The 15,070-nt window shown below is 61.8% G+C and carries 12 protein-coding genes; 8 read left to right on the top strand and 4 right to left on the bottom strand.

Annotated features, from left to right (window positions below; genetic code table 11):
* Positions 1 to 5 precede the first annotated feature (5 nt).
* Both ACE3TJ_RS07290 and ACE3TJ_RS07285 read right to left on the bottom strand, forming a co-directional pair.
* Positions 6 to 1,889: an amidase gene (locus ACE3TJ_RS07290; RefSeq protein ID WP_374595328.1), complete on the bottom strand. Its 1,884-nt coding sequence runs from the start codon at positions 1,887 to 1,889 to the stop codon at positions 6 to 8.
* A 101-nt stretch (positions 1,890 to 1,990) separates the two neighbouring features.
* A complete protein-coding gene (locus ACE3TJ_RS07285; protein ID WP_374595326.1) occupies positions 1,991 to 2,752 on the bottom strand; it encodes a TetR/AcrR family transcriptional regulator in 762 nt (253 codons plus the stop codon).
* Positions 2,753 to 3,074: 322 nt separating this feature from the next.
* Between ACE3TJ_RS07285 and ACE3TJ_RS07280 the strand changes: the two genes are divergently transcribed.
* The 7 genes from ACE3TJ_RS07280 (at position 3,075) to ACE3TJ_RS07250 (ending at position 12,379) form a co-directional block, all read left to right on the top strand.
* Positions 3,075 to 5,288: a TonB-dependent receptor gene (locus ACE3TJ_RS07280; protein WP_374595322.1), complete on the top strand. Its 2,214-nt coding sequence runs from the start codon at positions 3,075 to 3,077 to the stop codon at positions 5,286 to 5,288.
* Between the two features lie 142 nt (positions 5,289 to 5,430).
* Positions 5,431 to 6,696, top strand: a complete 1,266-nt coding sequence (locus tag ACE3TJ_RS07275) for an aspartate aminotransferase family protein (RefSeq protein ID WP_374595320.1) — start codon at positions 5,431 to 5,433, stop codon at positions 6,694 to 6,696.
* A 24-nt stretch (positions 6,697 to 6,720) separates the two neighbouring features.
* A complete protein-coding gene (locus ACE3TJ_RS07270) occupies positions 6,721 to 7,896 on the top strand; it encodes a serine hydrolase domain-containing protein (RefSeq protein WP_374595318.1) in 1,176 nt (391 codons plus the stop codon).
* A gap of 32 nt (positions 7,897 to 7,928) precedes the next feature.
* Positions 7,929 to 9,497 carry an AMP-binding protein gene (locus ACE3TJ_RS07265; RefSeq protein WP_374595316.1) on the top strand — a complete coding sequence of 523 codons (1,569 nt, stop codon included), beginning with the start codon at positions 7,929 to 7,931 and terminating at the stop codon, positions 9,495 to 9,497.
* 29 nt (positions 9,498 to 9,526) lie between these two features.
* Complete coding sequence (locus ACE3TJ_RS07260; protein ID WP_374595314.1) at positions 9,527 to 10,714, top strand: lipid-transfer protein; 1,188 nt, start codon at positions 9,527 to 9,529, stop codon at positions 10,712 to 10,714.
* A 64-nt stretch (positions 10,715 to 10,778) separates the two neighbouring features.
* Positions 10,779 to 12,050, top strand: coding sequence for an MFS transporter (locus tag ACE3TJ_RS07255; protein WP_374595312.1), 1,272 nt, complete (start codon positions 10,779 to 10,781; stop codon positions 12,048 to 12,050).
* Between the two features lie 17 nt (positions 12,051 to 12,067).
* Positions 12,068 to 12,379, top strand: a complete 312-nt coding sequence (locus tag ACE3TJ_RS07250) for a DUF1330 domain-containing protein (protein WP_374595310.1) — start codon at positions 12,068 to 12,070, stop codon at positions 12,377 to 12,379.
* Positions 12,380 to 12,399: 20 nt separating this feature from the next.
* Here the strand turns inward: ACE3TJ_RS07250 and ACE3TJ_RS07245 are convergent, their stop codons facing one another.
* Both ACE3TJ_RS07245 and ACE3TJ_RS07240 read right to left on the bottom strand, forming a co-directional pair.
* Positions 12,400 to 13,365 (bottom strand): alpha/beta hydrolase, encoded by a 966-nt coding sequence (locus ACE3TJ_RS07245; RefSeq protein WP_374595308.1) that lies wholly within the window; start codon positions 13,363 to 13,365, stop codon positions 12,400 to 12,402.
* Positions 13,366 to 13,437: 72 nt separating this feature from the next.
* Entirely contained in the window at positions 13,438 to 14,169 is a 732-nt protein-coding gene (locus ACE3TJ_RS07240; protein ID WP_374595306.1) for a FadR/GntR family transcriptional regulator, read from the bottom strand.
* 146 nt (positions 14,170 to 14,315) lie between these two features.
* On the opposite strand from ACE3TJ_RS07240, the gene ACE3TJ_RS07235 reads away from it, so the two are divergent.
* Complete coding sequence (locus ACE3TJ_RS07235; protein ID WP_374595304.1) at positions 14,316 to 15,047, top strand: SDR family NAD(P)-dependent oxidoreductase; 732 nt, start codon at positions 14,316 to 14,318, stop codon at positions 15,045 to 15,047.
* Positions 15,048 to 15,070 lie beyond the last annotated feature (23 nt).

Here is a 15,070-nt window from a genome sequence, read left to right as displayed (position 1 = left end):
GACCACTATTGCCGTTGCAGCGGTGCTTCTGCCCAACCAAGCGGATGCGCGCGCGTATAGAGCCGGAGGTAAAGGCGGCCGGCGGCGATATCGGCACGGGCGCGGGTATCGAGTTGCAGCTCGCCTTTCGCCTTTTGCTGCCCGGGTCGCAGCAGGTTTGCGATGATGGCGCCGGGCTTCCCGTCTTCGGTGCGCTGCAGTGTGAGCGCGACAGGCGTGTCGTCTCCAAGATGGTCGAGACGGGCATCGTAGCGCAGCGTTGCGACGAGCGGATCAAAGATGAAGGCCACCTCGGCGCGCGGGCCCTTGTCGGCCGTGCGCACCTTGAAATGTGACGGTGCCGGGGGCTTTCCGCCTGCGAGCGGCGGCGTGCTGAATGGCGGTGTGCGCGGTTGCGCGGCCTGTTCCCAGCCGTAAGCGAGGTTCAGCAATTTTGCTTCCTCAAACGGCCTGCCCAGCAGGTCGAGCCCTACGGGCAGCGCATTGACGCTGAGCCCGAGCGGTACCGAGAGAGCCGGGAGGCCGGTGACGGCGCTTATCATGCACGTGCCCACGCCGAACATCTCGGCGCCCCGAAGCGGCGGCGGCTGCAAGGCGGTCGGATAAGCAAGGACATCCACGTCTGCCGTCGCCATTGCTTCCAGGATCGTGCGCCGGGCAACCGCCCGTTTTGCGAGGGCTTCGGCATAGGCCTTCGCATCGTGCGCGCCGACCGCGGCGCGCTGTTTCAGCCGCGCATCCACGGCTTCGTGGACGAGGCCCTTGCCTGCGATGTCGGCAGCCGAAGCGATCGGTGCGCCGGGATGGCGCGCGAGATAGGCGGCGAAATCGCGTGTGAACTCGTGCGCGATCACGCTCGCGGCCTTCATCGTAGGATCGAGATCGGGAATCGTGACATCGACGATCTCGGCGCCTTCCGTCTTCATGGCTTCAAGCGCCGCGAGCGTCTTGTCGCGCATCGCCGCATCCATCATTTCGGGTGTTAACAGGGTACGCAAAACCCCGATCCGCGCACCCTTCAAGCCGCCGGGGCGAAGCCTGTCCCGATAGGCGGGGGCGGGCTTTTCCGCCATCGCCTTCGTGATGGGATCATCGGGGTCTGCCCCGACTGTGGCATCGAGCATGATCGCAAGGTCCGTAACCGTGCGCGCGAGCGGCCCGGCCTCGTCCTGCGTCGAAGAGAGAGGGACGACGCCCGATCGGCTGGAAAGCCCAGACGTACCGCGCATCCCGAACAGGCTTTGATAGGCGGCCGGGATGCGGATCGATCCGCAGGTATCGCTTCCCATGCCCGCCGCTGCGAAACTCGCGCCGATGCCTGCGCCGGTGCCGCCGCTCGATCCGCCGGGCGTGCGGCGGGGATCGTAGGGATTGCGGGTTTCGCCGCTGAGTGAGGAGACGGTGATCACGCTCATCGCGAGTTCGTGCATCGTCGTCTTGCCGAGAATGATCGCGCCCGCCGCGCGCAGGCGGCGCACCTGAAAGGCATCGGTTGTGGCGGTGTAGGTCGCCAGCGCCAGCGTGCCATCGGATGTGGGAAGCCCGGTGACGGCGAAATTGTCCTTGATGAGAACGGGGATACCGTGAAGCGGGCCGCGCGGGCCTTTTTCGGCGCGCTCGCGATCCATGCGGGTCGCATCTCCGAGCGCTTGCGGGTTGAGCGTGATCACTGCGTTCAGCCTGGGGCCGCGTTGATCGTAAGCAGCTATGCGCGCGAGATACGCCTCGACAAGCTGGCGGGACGTGACCTTGCCTTCGGCCATCGCCTCCTGCAATTCAGGGATCGACGTTTCGAACACGAGGCGATCCGCTCCTGCCGCGGCGGGCATTGCCGTCGCCAGCAGCAGCATACCGGCACAGGTGAGCGCATTCAGCCTGGCGATCGTCATGCGGATGTCTCCCCCTTTTTTGGAGCCCTTTGAACGGCAGCCGACGATACCGCGCGCGTTCGCCATGTCACGCCCTGCGGCCCATGCTTATTGGCCTGGGGCTATTCAAGCGTGGTTTGCATCAGACGGCTGAATTCGTCGAACGGCCCGAGATCCGACGACTGCGGGTTGCTGAGGAACAGCGCGCGCCACCAGAATATCGCCAGAAACCGGGCGACATCCTCTTCCGACTTGAAGGTCTGCGTGAGCGACGGTTTCCTGATAACATACATATCGGTGAGGAACGATTTCACGTTTCCGTTCAGCAGTTCCGCAAGCGCCCGGGCGAATTCGGGTTTCATGGCGTTCGCGGAAAAGCGCAGCAGAATGTCTTCGGCAATCAGCTCCGTCCACATCTGGTCGCGCTTGTAGAGGATTTCCGCAAGCTCCGGCTCGTCGTCCGCGAGCTGCGCGATGCTGCGCATGAGACCGGGATGCTGCGAATAGGCCACGGTCTGGCCCTTGGTGGTTTCTAAGATGATCCCGAAGAGTTCGTCCAGCGCGACGCTGTTGCTGCGGTATTCGGCGACGAGGGAATCGTGGGGAAAGAGATCCTGTATGACCTCACGCACGATGCTCTGCTTGTCCTTGAAATAGTAATAGAAGGTCGCGATGTTGAATTTTGCGGCGCGGACGATGTCCGCAAGCGTCAGGTCGCGATAGCTCTTGCTTTCAAGGAGCTTCGCGGTCGCCTTCTTGAACTTCTCGCGCGCGATCTTGCCGCGCTCCGTGCTCGGCGGCTCGGGGCTCGTCTTGCGCGCGTTCTTGCGCCGTTTGCGTTGAGGGAGAGGTGTTGTCGTCGTCGTCGTACCCGGTTTGGCCATGGTCGCCTGTTCTGCCCCAAAGATTCCGATCGCCGGGGGTGCCCCGTTCCTGCACCTGCCTCAATACGCAACGTCCCGACAAAATCAAAATGAGCGCGTCGCGCGCCGGACCTGCCCTGTAGGCCGCGAAGCGCCTCATTTTTCAGAAAGAATCCGTGCTTACGGAGCCAGAGTATTTCTAACTTACTGTAATTAAACATAAAAATCACCGCTTTGAACGGCATAAAAAACCAAGTATAAACTTGAAATCAAGGATAAACTTGATTCGTTTGGCAGCGGTACGCGATCCGCAGAGATCGCAGCAAAAATGGGGGTATGATTTATGCAGAAACTGAAAATGGGTGTGTGCGGGGCGCTGCTGGCGACGAGCATACTCGGGATGCCTGTCGTATCGGCATATGCCGCGGAAGCGGGGGCCAATCAGGATGACGTGCTGATCGTCACGGCCCGCAAGCGCGAGGAAACGCTGATCGAGGTGCCGATGTCCATCACGGCATTCTCCGAAAAGTTTCTTGAAGATCTGCGCGTCAACAGTCTTGAGGATGCGCTCCAATACGCGGCGAACGTCGATTTCGACGATTTCCAGAACGACTCCTTCACGGGCAGCATCGCGATTCGCGGCGTCGTGCGTCTTACCGACGTGGAAGAACCGGGGTATGGGCTTTACAAGGATGGCGTCTATATCGGCTCTTCCGTCGTCGGCCTCGATGAATTCACCGATCTGGAGCGGCTCGAAATCCTAAAGGGGCCGCAGGGCGGTCTTTATGGCCGAAACGCCATTGGCGGCGCGATCAACGTCATCACCAATCAACCGGTGAACCGGATCGAAGGGCGCTTCGCGTTCACGGCGGCGAACTTCGATCGGCAGGAGTATCGCGGCACGATCAACGTACCGATCGTTGCGGACAAGTTCTTCGTCCGGATCAACGGCTTCCTTATCGATCAGGACGGTGGAAAGGCCGTTTCATCGGTGACGGGCGACCAGCTCGATGCCGTTCGTTCGGCAGGGCTGCGCGGGCAGGCCAAGCTGCTCGTCAACGATGATCTCGACGTGACGTGGACCGCCGAATGGCTAGATGCCGATCAGCCTGCGGCGATCATCCTCAGCTCGCGCACGACACCTCCCGGCGAAGACGAGGGCGCGCTGGTCTATTCCAGCGAGCACGGGGTCAAGCGTGATGTCCTGCACCTTTACCAGACGCTCAACTGGCGCGTCGGGGAAGGGACGTTCACGAATATCGTCAGTTTCCGATCCATGGACGTCGACTCGCGCACCGGCTTCGCCCCGTTCGTGGGGACCGGCGGCGCCGTTCGCCAGAGCGAGCAGGACAACTGGTTCGTGGAAGCGCGCTACGTATCCGATCGGGGCGAGAATTTCGATTATGTGGTCGGTCTCAACTACATAAACGAAACCAGCGATTTCTACCGTATCCTCAACCTTCCCATCGGTATGGTTCCGAACAATCCGCCGGCGCTGCCGCCAAACTTCATCAATCTCGGCACGCTTTCGCCGATCACTTCGGCGACCACCGATACGCGGTCCTGGGCGGGTTTCGTCGAAGCGACTTGGCATGTGTCGGACAAGGTCGATCTCACTGGCTCCGCGCGCTACACGAACGAGCGCAAGACCTATGACTTCTTCGTGGAGACGCCGAGCGCGATACCGTTCTTCGGCACCGGTGCCGATATCGGGGTTGGGGCACCCATCTTCTTCCCGGGTTTCCAGCTGCAGGGCGCGCCCTGGTTCATGGATCGCAACGTGAAGAAGAGCTGGAACAACTTCTCGCCGCAGGGAACGCTCTCCTACCGTCCGAACGACAAGAACAACATCTACGCCCGTATCGCGACGGGCTTCAAGGCGGGCGGCTTCAACAACGAGGCGAGCCGGGCGGAGGACATTCCGTTCGACCCGGAAAAGTCGCTGACCTACGAGCTCGGCTACAAGGGCGTTTGGTTGGATGATCTGCTGCAGGTCAATCTGTCGGCCTTCGTGACGAAGCGTAAGGACGCTGCGATCCTGGTTGCCGATCCGGCACCGATCTTCCAGTTCCTCGGCGTCTCGATTGTTGCCAATGGCGGCAAGACGATCACCAAGGGCGTGGAATTCGATTTCCTCGCGAAACCCGTCAAAGGCCTCGAGCTGTACGGTGCACTCGGCTACCTGAACGCCAAGTTCGATGGTTCGCAGCTGATCAGCGGCGTGAACGTGGATGGGAATTTCGTACCGCAGACCGCGAAATGGTCGTACAGCACGGTCGCAACCTATCGTACGCCCGTCTCCGATGCGCTGAGGCTCTTCACGCAGGCTTCGTATTCGTCGAAATCGGGCGGGTACGAGCGGCCCGACAACGCACTCCGGCTGGAGCACGCGGACCTCGTCAATTTCCGGCTGGGTCTGGAAGCGGATGCGTGGCGGATCACGGGGTACGTGGACAATGCGTTCGACGATCGCGTGAAGCTCTCACAGCGCACCAACGGGATGTATATCCTGAGCGCGCCGCGGCGCTTCGGCGTGCAGCTCGAATACAGCTGGTGAAGCCGTCGGCGTTCCCGCTTCGGGGAGTGGGAACGCCGCGCTTTCCTATTCATTGTCCAGGGATTGTAATCACGTGTCCAAAGTAGCCGCGTCGTCTCCATCGCCGAGGTCGGAACAATTGTATCGCGAAGCGATCGAGGTCATGCCGGGCGGATCCAGCCGGGCGACGATCTTCTACGCGCCGTATCCGCTCTACGCGGCTTCGGCCGAGGGATGCAGGGTTACCGATGTCGACGGCGTGGAACGCATCGATTTCGTCAACAACATGTCTTCGCTCATTCACGGCCACAGTCATCCCGCTGTGAACGAAGCGGTGAAGGCGCAGATCGATCGCCTGACGGCTGTCGCGATGCCGACGGAAAGCGAGATCGGACTGGCGCGTGAGCTTTGCCATCGGCTCGCGTCTGTCGACAGGGTCGTCTTCACGAATTCCGGCACGGAAGCCGTGATGATGGCGATCCGGGCGGCGCGGGCCTATACCGGTCGCAGTGCGATCGCCAAGGCGGAGGGCGCTTACCACGGTGCCTATGATTTCGCCGAAGTGAGCGTCAATTCGTCTCCGGATACGTGGGGGAGTGCCGCGGCCCCGAGCGCCGTGAGTGCGACGGAAGGCATTCCGGGCTATGTGAACGAGGACGTGATCGTCGTTCCCTACAACGACCTCGACGCGACCGAGGCGCTGATCGAGGCAAACAGGGATCGGCTGGCGTGCATCGTCATCGACCCCGTCGTCTCGCGCGCGGGGCTGATCCGGGGGCGCCCGGAATATCTGTCGCGCCTGCGGGCACTGTGCGACGCCTACGGCATCGTCCTCATCTTCGACGAGGTGCTGAGCTTCCGGCTCGGCTACAACGGCGCGCAGGGCCAGTCCGGCATCCGCCCAGACCTTACCGCGCTCGGCAAGATCATCGGCGGCGGTTTCCCCGTCGGTGCGGTTGCGGGCAGCGCGGAAGTCATGTCCGTCTTCGATGTGCGGATGCCGCACGTGAAGATCCATCATGGCGGCACCTACAATGCCAATCCGATCACCATGACGGCCGGTCTGAAGACGCTGGAGCTGCTTCCTCCCGCGGCATATGCACGTCTGGATGCACTCGGAAGCCGGGCCAAGGCGGCGCTCACGACGGCGCTTGCCGAGGCCAAGCTGAATGGCTTTGTCCGTGCGGACGGTTCGCTTCTCAGCATCTTTTTCGGCGGGCAGGACTCCGACCGGTTCCGCGAACTGCCCCGGAGCGATCGACAGACGGCGATGCAGCGATACCTGCACAGCGCGCTTCTCGATGAAGGCATCATCTCCACGCCATTTTCGGCCTTCATCCTGTCCACAGTCATGACCGAAGCCGACATCGACAGTCTTGGCGAAGCGGCGGCGCGCTGCTTTGCAGCGTTGAAGCGTCAGTTCGGCTGAGACGGCACAGATCAGGAGAGACACGTGCTGATCGCGAGAATTCTTGGCTTATCCTTGCTGATTTCGACAGCCGCGGCTGCCGAGCCTCGTGCGCTCGACGATGCCACGGTCGCCGAAGTGCAGGCGCGTCTGGACAAGGCGATCAGCGAGCACGCGCTTCCGGGCGCGACCGCGGCGATCGTTACGGACGATGGGCAGCGCGTCTCCTTCTCGGCGGGATTCGCGGACAAGGAGATCGACCGCGCGATGTCGCCCGAAACGCGGATGATGTCGGGAAGCATCGGCAAGATGTTCGCCGCGGCGGTGGCCGTGAGCCTTGTGAAGGACCGTATTCTCGAACTCGATGCACCGATTTCGAAATGGCTTGGCGAGACGTCAGAATTTTCGGCCTTGCCGAACTACCGGAAGATAACGGTGAGGATGCTGCTCAACCATTCTTCCGGGCTTGTCGACCATGTGTATCTCGACAGCTTCTGGGATGCCGCCAAGGCCCGGATAAAGGAACCCGACTTCGCATTCACGCCACCCGAAATGATCGCGTTCGGCTATGGATCGAAGCCGCTGTTCGAACCGGGCGAAGGGTTTCACTATACGGACCTCGGATATCTGCTGCTCGGCCTCGTGATCGAGAAGGCGGGCGGGAAGAGCTATTATGCGCTGCTTCAGGAGCGATTTCTTTATCCGCTCGGGCTGACATTTACCGGCCCTTCGGATGGGCGCATCTTCAACGGGCTCGCGCAGGGTTACCTTGCCGGTACGAACCCGCTGCTTGGTGACGCGGGCACGGTGCTGGCGGATGGCGTCTTCCGGATCAACACGCGGTCGGAATGGACGGGCGGCGGGCTTGTCACCAACGCGGGCGATCTTGCCGAATGGGCGTGGGACGTGTTCGAAGGGCGCACGCGCCTCGGCACCGAATACGCCCGCATGATGGTTTCGAAGCCGGTCGAGGCCGGCAAGAGGGGACGGTACGGCTTCGGCGTTTATGTGTTCGATACCGAATTCGGGCCGCTCTACGCGCACGGCGGCTGGTTCATGGGTTACAAGTCGTACGTCGGCTATTTCCCGAACTGCCGTGTTTCCGCGTCAATCCAGATCAATTCCGAACAGATCGGCGACAAGACCGGCGCCGTCTTCAGGGATGTGCTCGTGCCCGCGCTCAAGGCGAAGGGCTGCGCGCCGAAGGCCGAGCGGAACTGAATGCGCGCCCCTCATGGACACGGTGATCCGTCATGGTAGCGCACACCGCCCGAAAGCCGCCGAAATTTCATCCTTATCTTGGGAGGGATATCGGCTGGCTGCTCGACATGCAGGCACGCGAACGCCGCGATCGGGTCTTCCTGATCTGGCAACCGCCCGAGGATGATGCCCTCCGCTGGACATATGGGGAATTCGCCGAGCGCGTCGATGCGGTTGCGCGAGGCCTGATTGCGCGCGGCGTGCGCAAGTCCGATCCCGTCCTCATCCACCTCGACAATTGCCCGGAATTTCTGTTCGCGTGGTTCGCCTGCGCGAAGATCGGCGCCATTGCCGTCACGACCAACACGCGCTCTTCAGCCGATGAACTCTCGTATTTCATCGAACATGCGCGCGTGCGTTTTGCCGTGACGCAGCAATCGCTCCTGCCCCTCGTCGAGGCGTGCGGGCGGGCGCTCGGATGGATCGCGTGCGTCGGGCTGGACACGCCGGAACGCGGCGCGTTCCCGTTCGAAGAGCTGTATGCGCCGGAAGCGGGCGTTCTGCTGCCCTGTCACGATCCGCTGACGCCGGTCAGCGCGCAATACACGTCGGGGACGACCTCGCGTCCCAAGGGCGTCGTGTGGACGCACGCCAATGCGCTATGGGCCGCGCAGATCAATGCCCGGCACTGCGAACTTGGCGAAGCCGATGTAGGCCTCATCGTCCTGCCGCTCTTCCACACCAACGCGCTCGGCTATTCGGTTCTCGGGACGCTGTGGGCGGGCGGGTCGGTCGTGCTGACGCCGAAGTTTTCGAGGCGCCGCTTCTGGGATATCAGCACGGCGAACGGGTGCACCTGGGCATCGCTGTTTCCTTTCGTCGCGTCTGCGCTTCAGGATGTGGAAACGCCCGAGCATCGTTTCCGCTTCTGGGCGATCGGTCTTGCCGATCTGCCGGCGCTTGAGGATAAATATCGCCTGAAAATCGCCGGATGGTGGGGGATGACGGAAACCGTCAGCCATCCCATTCAATCCTACCTGCATCTTCGGGGAATGCCCGGCGCGATGGGCGTACCGGCGCCCGAATACGAAATCGACGTTCGCGACGAGGACGGCATTTCCGTTGAGCCGACAGACGAAGGCGCGCCGGGCCGTCTCTTCATCAGTGGGGTGCCGGGGATATCGCTCTTTCTCGAATATCTGAACGACCCCGAGGCAACCGACGCCTGCTTCGATGCGAACGGCTGGATGGATACCGGCGATATCGTGAAGGTGAGAAGCGACGGTCAGGTCATTTTTGGCGACCGCGCGAAGGACATGCTGAAGGTGGGCGGCGAGAACGTCGCCGCCTCGGAAATCGAGCGCGTGATCGTCGCCATGGACGAGGTGGCCGAAGCGGCGGTCGTGGGCAAGGCGCATGATTTCCTGGGCGAGGTCCCGGTGGTGTTCATCATCCCCTCCGGTGCGACTTCTTCCGGGCTTGAGGGCAGGGTGCGCGCGCGATGCGAGGCCCTGCTCGCGGACTTCAAGGTTCCCCGCGAAGTGATCCTGACGGACACGCTGCCGCGCTCGCTGATGAACAAGGTCGCGAAAAAGGAACTGCGCGCGCGCCTCGAAGGGTGATGAGATCCGGATTTCTTGAAGAAAAGGCAATGGGTATGACTGGAAATGCGCAAATCGTAGGCGTGGCGATGACCCCGTTCAGCAAGCCGAGCGCAGGCGAGATCTATTTCGATATCGGTGCGCGCGCGGCGCAGGCCGCGCTGAAGGACGCGGGCATCGATTACGCCGATGTTCAGCAGGCTTTTGTCGGATACATGTACGGCGATACATGCTCCGGGCAGCGCGCGCTCTATGAGCTGGGGCTGAGCGGCATTCCGATCATCAACGTGAACAATGCCTGCGCCACTGGATCCACAGCGCTCTATCTTGCAAGACAGGCGGTCGAGACGGGTGTTGCCGATTGCGTGCTCGCGCTCGGCTTCGAACAGATGGTGCCGGGTGCTCTGGGCGCTGTGTTCAACGACCGGCCCTCGGCGATGGAGAATTTTTTGGAAACCGTTACGGCACTGCAGGGTCACCAGGTTTCGGGCGTGCCGACGGCGGCGCTCTTCGGCTCCGCCGCCCACGATCACATGGCGAAGTATGGAACGAAGCCGGAAGCCTTCGGGCAGATCGCCGTGAAGGCGCGGCGCCACGCGCATCGCAATCCCAATGCCGTGTTTCGGGATGAACTCAGCCTCGAACAGGTGATGGAGTCGCCCATGGTCTACGCGCCGCTCACACGTTACCAATGCTGCCCGCCGACAACGGGCGCGGCCGCGGCCGTGGTTTGTTCGGAGCGTTTCGCCCGCAAGCACGGGCTTGCCGGGGTGGAGATCCTGGCGCAGTCGATGACGACGGATTTGCCGGGCGTTTTCGACGCGAAGAGCGGCATGAGCCTTGTCGGCTATGACATGGCCGCGAAGGCGGCGCGGAGCGTCTATGAAGCATCCGGTGTCGATGTCGCCGATATCGACGTCGTCGAACTCCACGACTGCTTCACGGCGAATGAACTGGTCGCCTATGAGGCCCTCGGCCTCACCGCTCCCGGGACGGCCGAGAAGTTCATCGCCGACGGGGACAATACCTACGGCGGCAAATACGTCACCAATCCGTCCGGCGGGCTCCTGTCGAAAGGCCATCCAATCGGGGCCACCGGCCTTGCGCAATGCGCCGAGCTTGTCTGGCAGCTTCGCGGCAACGCCGGTGCCCGGCAAGTGGAAGGGGCGCGGATCGCCCTGCAGCACAATCTCGGGATTGGCGGGGCGTGCGTCGTCACGCTTTACGGGAATGCCTGATCGGGCATGAAGGGACGTACATCCTGCCGATTGCCGGCAGGATGCGCCGTGAGGAGGGCGCTCGGTGCGGTTATCGTATCCACGGCTGATGGGCTATGCGCTCGGCGCTTTCGGCACGGGGGTTTTCGCAACCGTGCCGACCGTGCTCCTTCTCTATTTCTGCACGGAGAGTCTGGAGATGGCGCCTGCGCTGGCGGCAACCGTGGTGTTGCTGCCGAAGCTGTGGGCTCTGATCTGGGATCCGGCCGTCGGTCTCTGGTCAGACCGTGCCGAGACTGCGATCGGCCGCCGCCGCCCCTTCCTGCTCGCCGGGAGTATCGGTGTACCGCTCGCCTTCCTCGCCCTGTTCGCATGGCCCTATCCGCCGGGGAACGCGGCATTTCCGTGGGTCGCCTTCATCTACTTCCTGCTGACGAATGCCTATTCGGTGTTCGCCGTGCCGTTCATCGCCGTTCCCGCCGAGATCAGTGAGGAAGCAGCCGAGCGCGAGCGTGTCGCTGCATGGCGGATCGGCTGCGCGATGGTCGGCACACTCATCGGCGCCGGCCTTGCGCCGATACTGGTGCGCGCCGGCGGCAGCGGCCGAGACGGTTATATCTTCATGGCCGTGGTTGTCTCCCTGATCTGCTGCGCCGGCATGTTCGCGGCCTTTTTCGCAACCCCGTCGGTAACGGGCACGAGAGTCGCACAGGCTTCCACCTTGCGTCAGGCGATCCCGGTGCTGCTTGCCGAACGTCCGTTCCGCAGGCTGGCGGCTGCTTATGTCCTGCAGCTCACGGGTGTCGGAATCGTCTCGGCGCTCACGCCGTACTGGATTGTGCAGGTGGCCGGACGGGCGGAGGATGGTGTCGGTACCGCGCTTGGGATCATGCTGGGCGTGACGATTCTCTCGACGCCGATTTGGGCATGGGCCGTCCGCCGTTTCGGTGCCCGCTCGGTCATCTCCGCGGCTGCATTCATCTTCGGTGTCGCAACGCTCGGCTTCCTTGCCGTGCCGCCGATTCCTCTCCTACCGAGCCTGTTGCTGTATGCGCTGATCGGCTTTCCGTTCGCGGGCCTTCAGGTTGGGCCGTTCGCGCTTGCCGCGCATCTGACGCACGCAGCGGGAGAAGCCCGCGGGGGCAATCGCGCCGGGCTTTTCACAGGGGCCTGGACGGCAAGCGAAAAACTTGGGCTTGCGCTTGGGCCGGGCGTGGCTGGCCTTGGTTTGGCGGTGGTCGGCTTCCATTCGGGTGCGCCAGTGCAGTCGCAGGAAGCCTTGCGCGGCCTCACCGTACTGCTTGCGGCCGCGCCGAGCGTGTTCGTCTGGGCCAGCCTTCCGTTGGTCAGGAAATGAAGAGCGAAAGTAGAACGATGACCGAGACGCCCGTCACCCTGATTGCGGCTTTCACGATCCGCGATGCGGAAACCTACGGCCTGTATGCGAAGGGCTTCTTCCCGCTTCTCAAGAAACATGGCGGCCGTTTCATCACCTACGATGATGCCGCAGTGACGCTGGAAGGAACCCCTCCCGGCGGCCGTTTCGTCATGTTCCGCTTTCCAAGCGAGGAAGCCGCGCGGCGCTGGTACAACGATCCCGAATACCAGACGCTTTCCGAACATCGCCGAGCGTCGACGGATGCAAGTTTCCTGACGATGGTGCACGAAACTCCGCCGCAACCGTGAACTTCCAGGAGCAGCAAGCCTTAGCCGAAGCATTCCCTTGCCAACCAGCGCGAAAGTGCCGCGGCCTGTTCGCGTAAGACATCATCCACTTCCGGCAGCAGCCCACGTAGCGAGGCAAAGCCGTGGATATACTGCGGGAAATGTACATGCTCTGCAATGACACCCGCGTTCTGCATCTGCTCGGCGAGCGCGGTGCCTTCATCGCATAGCGGATCATAGCCCGCCGTTACGATCCGCGTGGGTGGCATCACATGGAGATCCCGCGCGAGGCGGGGTGATGCGCGAGGATCATTTCGATCCGCTTCGGAGCCGATGTAGCAGGAAATCTGGAAATCGAGACTGTCGAGCCAGTAACCCCGCGCGTAGCGTTTGCGAGAGGTCGTGAGGGCGATAAGATCGCACACGGGGTAGAGCAGGAGTTGGAAACGAGGAGGCGCGATACCGGTTCGTGCCGCAAGCCTTGAAACGCCAAAGGCGAGGTTGGCGCCGGCGCTGTCGCCGGCAACGCCGATCCGGCTATCGTCGATGCCCAGTCCTGATGCGTTGTTGAGAAGCCAGCAGTACGCGGCCAGCGAGTCTTCGAGTGGGACTGGAAAACGTACATCAGGCGCCAGACGATAAGCTACGGAGACAACAACGCATGGTGCGTGATGCGCCAGCATCCGGCATATGCCGTCATGAGTTTCCAGATTGCCGAAAATCCATCCGCCACCATGAAGGTAGAGCACTGCGGCGGCAGCTTCATCGCTTTTCAGGGCATGGGGGCGATAGATGCGGCAGGAAATCGTACCACCCGACACGGGAATTTCGCTCTCTGCAATATCCATGTCGGGTAGGGCCCTATCGGCCATCGCATCCAGTTTAGCGACCTCGGCGTGGAATGCCTCTCGCGCTTCCTCAATCGTTCCTTCCGGGCGAAAATCCTCAAGATCGCAGCCGATGTTGGCTGGTGGATTGACAAGAGGCGTAAGGGCAGGGTGCAGCATAGAAAATTCCAAAGGTATAATTAAAATACCTTTTGAGCTTTCCCCGGTCCTTTGTCAAATCCGCAAAAGGATTCAGGGCGTGGCGCCCACGAGTTTGCAAATGCCTTCGAACGTTCCGCGGATGTGTTCCACCATCAGTTCCGCCGCCTGATCGGCATCACGTTCGCGCAAGGCTGTCAGCATGTCTTCGTGGCCAGCATTGGCTTTGGCGTCCATTTTCGTGAATACCGCCCCAACGGGCAGGAATTTCGATGCACGGATATCTTCAACGGCGTTCATGAGATAATCGTTGCCGCTGGCTGCAGCGATGGCCGAATGAAATTCGGCATCGGCCGCCAGAAACCTTGCGATGACCATCGGCGCATCTTCTTCCTGCTTGTTGCCGGTCAGGACACGCATTTTCAAAAGGGCGGCTTCAATGCGATCGAGCTGCTCGATCGTACGGTTGGCCGCTGCCAGACGCACCGTCGCGACTTCAATCACCTCACGGTATTCATAGAGCTTGCGAAGCTCGTCAATGCGGCTGCGCAGGAAGGCCATCGATTCGCGCTTGGAGAGCTTCGGGGTCTTGACGAGAATACCGCCAGTCGCGCCCCTCTTGCTCTCGATCAAGCCTTCGCCCTCCAGAACCCGCAGCGCTTCTCGCAGGGTTGTGCGGGAAACCTGAAGCTGCAGGGCGAGTTCCCGCTCCGGCGGTAATTTCTCTCCGGGGAGAAAGCGGCCCAGCAACAGGGCGCGGCGCAAATTCTCAACGACGATTTCGTAGGCGGCGTTCGCGTGAACCGGGCTCAGCGCTTGGGTCATCAGTCGTCGTATCTACTTTCAGCTAATACCCTGTTTCGAAAGGAATATTCTTCAGGGTGGCACATAATCGTACGCTGGCGGTCATCCCCTTGCAAGGTATAAGATTATGGTCTATTGGCATAAAAAACATACCAAAGGAACATGGGGTGAAAACGGCTGTTGTCACTGGCGCAGCGGGTGCAATTGGCGCTGCGATTGTCGAACACCTGCTTCGGGATGGCTTCAAGATTGCCTGTCTGGATCGTGCGCCTTGTCCGGTTGCGGAGAGCGAAGCGGGCGCTCTGCTTTCGGTGACGGTGGATTTGCGTGACCCGAAAGCCTTGGAGGCTGCGTTCGCCGAAGTGCTCGATACGTTCGGAGGTGTCGACGTCCTGATCAATGCCGCCGGCACGCTGGGCACAGATAGTGGGGATGCTTTCGGCACCGAGGACAATTGGCGTAACGTCATGGCCGTCAACCTCGACGCGGCGTGGTGGCTGGCCCGTGCGTGCGCGCCTTACCTCGCGCGATCAGGGCAGGGCCGCATCGTCAATATCGGCTCGATCAACTCCGAATATCCCTCTCCGGGTGGCGCTGCTTATCCCGTTTCGAAGCACGCCCTGTATGGGCTCACAAAGTGCCTTGCCTTTGATCTGGGGCGTGACGGGATAACCGTCAACGCCGTGCTGCCCGGCGCGATCGACACGGCAATGTCTCGCGCTTCCGGGAAATTCGAAGAGTGGTCACGACGGGCGGCAGATGCAAGCGCTGTCGGCAGAATAGGGCAGCCCGAAGATGTGGCGGCCGCCGTGGCCTTTCTCGTATCGCCTGCGGCCAGTTTTATCACCGGTCATGGCTTCTACGTCGATGGCGGGCTGCACTTAAACATCATCAACTAACGACTTCAGGGAATAAGGGAGGT

It is taken from the genome of Sphingosinicella sp., from assembly GCF_041916975.1.
GTDB lineage: Bacteria > Pseudomonadota > Alphaproteobacteria > Sphingomonadales > Sphingomonadaceae > Sphingosinicella.
This window is presented reverse-complemented; position numbering and strand designations above follow the sequence as displayed.

Coding starts and splice junctions, on each gene's coding strand:
- ACE3TJ_RS07290 (WP_374595328.1), bottom strand. CDS start 1,889: ATGACGATCGCCAGGCTGAATGCGCTCACCTGTGCCGGTATGCTGCTG.
- ACE3TJ_RS07285 (WP_374595326.1), bottom strand. CDS start 2,752: ATGGCCAAACCGGGTACGACGACGACGACAACACCTCTCCCTCAACGC.
- ACE3TJ_RS07280 (WP_374595322.1), top strand. CDS start 3,075: ATGCAGAAACTGAAAATGGGTGTGTGCGGGGCGCTGCTGGCGACGAGC.
- ACE3TJ_RS07275 (WP_374595320.1), top strand. CDS start 5,431: ATGCCGGGCGGATCCAGCCGGGCGACGATCTTCTACGCGCCGTATCCG.
- ACE3TJ_RS07265 (WP_374595316.1), top strand. CDS start 7,929: ATGGTAGCGCACACCGCCCGAAAGCCGCCGAAATTTCATCCTTATCTT.
- ACE3TJ_RS07260 (WP_374595314.1), top strand. CDS start 9,527: ATGGGTATGACTGGAAATGCGCAAATCGTAGGCGTGGCGATGACCCCG.
- ACE3TJ_RS07250 (WP_374595310.1), top strand. CDS start 12,068: ATGACCGAGACGCCCGTCACCCTGATTGCGGCTTTCACGATCCGCGAT.
- ACE3TJ_RS07245 (WP_374595308.1), bottom strand. CDS start 13,365: ATGCTGCACCCTGCCCTTACGCCTCTTGTCAATCCACCAGCCAACATC.
- ACE3TJ_RS07240 (WP_374595306.1), bottom strand. CDS start 14,169: ATGACCCAAGCGCTGAGCCCGGTTCACGCGAACGCCGCCTACGAAATC.